Raw genomic sequence first — 248 nt, forward strand, 5'->3', positions numbered from 1 at the left:
TGTGTCGGCGCACTCGAGGGTGCGGATGGGGGTGGGCGGGCTGGGCAGCGCGGGCGGAGCGGGGCGGTGCCCGCCGATGGGATGGTTGCACGCGCGCGTCGCGCCGGTATCGGCGCCGGCGGTGCTCGGGGCCTTGTGCGCCGCCAGGGCGGCCATCCCGGCGGGATCCAGCAGCTGCTCGTACACCCGGTTCTCGTCGAACTCGCTGCCGGGCAGGACGGTATCGCGGCTCTGCACGTGGACGGGCG

1 protein-coding gene is annotated in these 248 nt (G+C 75.8%); it reads right to left on the bottom strand.

Annotated features, from left to right (window positions below; genetic code table 11):
- Positions 1 to 248 (bottom strand): hypothetical protein (locus tag ACQG3P_RS21375; RefSeq protein ID WP_426806176.1); only part of this gene is annotated, 248 nt, incomplete at both ends.

The organism is Stenotrophomonas sp. SrG (genome assembly GCF_050031795.1).
Lineage (GTDB): Bacteria > Pseudomonadota > Gammaproteobacteria > Xanthomonadales > Xanthomonadaceae > Stenotrophomonas > Stenotrophomonas rhizophila_A.